Here is a 2,796-nt window from a genome sequence, read left to right as displayed (position 1 = left end):
GCTCGACAGGGGCCATTCTACTGCCGGACGATTGAAATAAAACTCTGTCAACAGACAGGCATGTTCTGCCAGTTCCGCTGGATGCTGTGGCGTTCCTGCGCGTTTTAGGTAGGTCGGGGCTCCATAGATGCCCATCGGCAATGCGCCGAGCCGCCGAGCCGTGAGCGTGGAATCGGGCAGGATGCTTTCCTGGAGCCGGAAAGCGACGTCGATCTCCTTGGTGACAAGATCGACGACTTCGTGCCCAAGAAGCAATTGCGGGAACACCTCTGGATAAAAGCGGCGAAACTCGGTGAGCAGCGGCGCGAGGACGCGAGTTGCCAGCCAGTAGGGGGCTGTGATGCGAAGCCACCCGCGCGGATGTTGCTGCAACTCCGCCACTGCGTTCTCCGCATCTTCCAGATCCTTTACCACTCGCTCGCAGTGCTGGAAATAGACCGCTCCCGCTTCAGTCAGCTTCAGGCTGCGCGTTGTCCGATTCAGCAGTTGTGTCCGCAGTCTGGATTCCAGCTCCTGCACCTTCCGGCTGACCCGTGTCTTCGGCACTTTGAGCACGCGCGCCGCCGCTGTGAAGCTGCCCTCCTGCACCACTTTTACGAAAGCGACCGTGTCGCTGAAGTCGCGCAGCATATGAGTTCTCCAGAAAAATTCGGATTGTCTCTCATTTTGAGACATTGATGTCCGAATTCGCTCGATAAACAAGCGCTATTCTCCAGGGTAGATCATGATTGTCCTATCAGCAATCCAACTGGAGAACTACCATGATAAAATCCCTAGCGATCGCCGTCGGTGCACTGACACTTTCGGCAACTGCTGCTGATGCACAGAGCGCGCCGCTCCGCAACGTCGTTCTCGTCCACGGCGCCTTTGCCGACGGAACTGGATGGCGAGGCGTCTACGACCAACTGACAAGTCGTGGCTATAAAGTCTCGATCGTTCAGAATCCGCTCACGTCGTTGGAAGACGATGTAGCCGCAACGCGTCGCGTGCTCGCCCGGCAGGACGGACCAGCCATTCTGGTCGGCCATTCCTACGGTGGCACGGTAATTACAGAAGCCGGCGACGCTGCCAACGTTGCGGGCCTCGTCTATGTCGCCGCCTTCGCGCCAGAGGTCGGTCAATCCACGCTGGACCAATATGCCGAGGTTCCTCCGCCGCCGAACTTTCAGCCTGACGTGCAGCCCGATGGCTTCGCGTTCCTGAAGACTGAGACGTTTAAGGCCGGCTTTGCCGGGGACACCGACAATGCCGACGCCGCATTCCTGCGTGACTCACAGGTGCCGATCGCTATGAAGGCGCTTGAGGCCAAGGTGACGACGGCGGCGTGGAAGACCAAGCCAAGCTGGTACGTTGTCGCGACTGAGGACGGCGCTATTGCGCCAGAACTGCTTCGGAGCACTGCCGATCGTATCGGGGCGGTCACGACCGAAGTCAAAGGCAGCCATGTGGTGTTCCTTACCCAGCCACAGGCTGTAGCCGAGGTCATCGACCAGGCTGCCAAGGGTGTGGTGCTGGGCGACACCGCGGGGGCACCGAACTGACATCGCCCAATCGTAGCTCTGAGCCACGGCAAGAGCGCAAGCGGAAACGTGCAAAATACTAGTGCAGCCCGGGGGCGTCATCGACGCTCCCGGCATATGGCCGGGAAGGTGTGGCTAGGGCTCGGTCGAGCCGTCGCTGGGCTCTTTGAGACGCGACAACGCTAGAGGCCATTTCAAACCGTGCCGCCGCTCCTCTTTTGTTGAGCATCGGATGCCCCACACCGGTACCCACTTTGGGTCCGATGCTAATGCGGGCCGCTGAACTCAGTCCGATCTCGCCTGCCGGGCAGAGCGCTTACGTCGCGTGTGCGCCGCCGGGTACGACCACGCCGGACATCGCGATTCCGACGGTTGCCGGATCTTCCTTCAGCGCCGCGTCCGCGAGCGAGACCACACCCACAAGGCGCTTGTCGCGGTTGAGGACCGGCAACCGCCTGACCTGGATATCACCCATGTTCTGGACGACGTGCTCGATATCTTCGTCCTCGAAGCAGTATTTGACATCCTTGGTCATCACATCGCGGACTGTCGCGCTGCCGTCCTTGCCTTCGGCGACGGCACGTACGACGATGTCACGGTCGGTGATTGTTCCGACGAGTCGGTCGTTTTCTCCGACGGGCAGAAATCCGACGTCATCAACCGCCATTCGTTTCGCGATTTTCTGGAGCGACTCGCCAGGACTGGCGAGATGGACGTTGGGGGTCATTATCTCAGCGACTTTCATGGTGGAATCTCCCTGTTCGTGCCCAGAACGGCACCAGCGGACGTAGAGCGATATCGGCCTGGAAGATTTGTTGAGGACCTCAGGCCTGTCGCGCTGCGACGCTCGCTCGGCGGTCCCGTTCTTCGGCGATGGAACTAACAGCCGGGCCGAAAGGTTCCAGCCGGTTTGGCCGCGCCGCCATGCAGATCCGCGGGAACGCTCGGGCTCCGGTCCCGTTTGCGGTGAATGCCCTTGGCAGACCGGACATGGGGCGCGTGATGCTTGAACTTTCCCGTTTTGTTCCCATATAAACTGGCAGGACCGGAGACGGTCCGCCGCATGGGGATAGTTTACTCTGGCCCTGTGCGGCTCAAATTTTCTTGGTGAGAACGTTGGGATCGTGGCGGTCCAACCGGTCCACCAGAAGAGACCAGATCTCCGGGCTGCACGCACTAAGCGACGAATGTCGTGGAGCGAGGAAACTCCGGGCTTCGCCGACACACCCCAGCAGGTAATGCCTGCCCGCCGCGAGGCGAGCCACGGCAACAGAGA

Annotated in this window: 4 protein-coding genes; 1 reads left to right on the top strand and 3 read right to left on the bottom strand. The window is 60.4% G+C overall.

Annotation, left to right across the window (positions count from 1 at the left end; translation table 11 throughout):
- A partial coding sequence (locus tag EOA85_RS31765; protein WP_127212367.1) for a LysR substrate-binding domain-containing protein occupies positions 1–630 on the bottom strand: 630 nt, incomplete at its 3' end.
- A 131-nt stretch (positions 631–761) separates the two neighbouring features.
- On the opposite strand from EOA85_RS31765, the gene EOA85_RS31760 reads away from it, so the two are divergent.
- Positions 762–1,541, top strand: a complete 780-nt coding sequence (locus tag EOA85_RS31760; RefSeq protein WP_127212366.1) for an alpha/beta hydrolase — start codon at positions 762–764, stop codon at positions 1,539–1,541.
- Positions 1,542–1,836: 295 nt separating this feature from the next.
- Here EOA85_RS31760 and EOA85_RS31755 read toward each other — a convergent pair whose 3' ends face one another.
- Complete coding sequence (locus tag EOA85_RS31755) at positions 1,837–2,265, bottom strand: CBS domain-containing protein (protein ID WP_127212365.1); 429 nt, start codon at positions 2,263–2,265, stop codon at positions 1,837–1,839.
- 349 nt (positions 2,266–2,614) lie between these two features.
- A partial coding sequence (locus EOA85_RS38285; RefSeq protein WP_206523411.1) for a hypothetical protein occupies positions 2,615–2,796 on the bottom strand: 182 nt, incomplete at its 5' end.

The sequence above is a fragment of the Mesorhizobium sp. M5C.F.Ca.IN.020.29.1.1 genome, assembly GCF_003997375.1.
GTDB lineage: Bacteria > Pseudomonadota > Alphaproteobacteria > Rhizobiales > Rhizobiaceae > Mesorhizobium > Mesorhizobium wenxiniae.
This window is presented reverse-complemented; position numbering and strand designations above follow the sequence as displayed.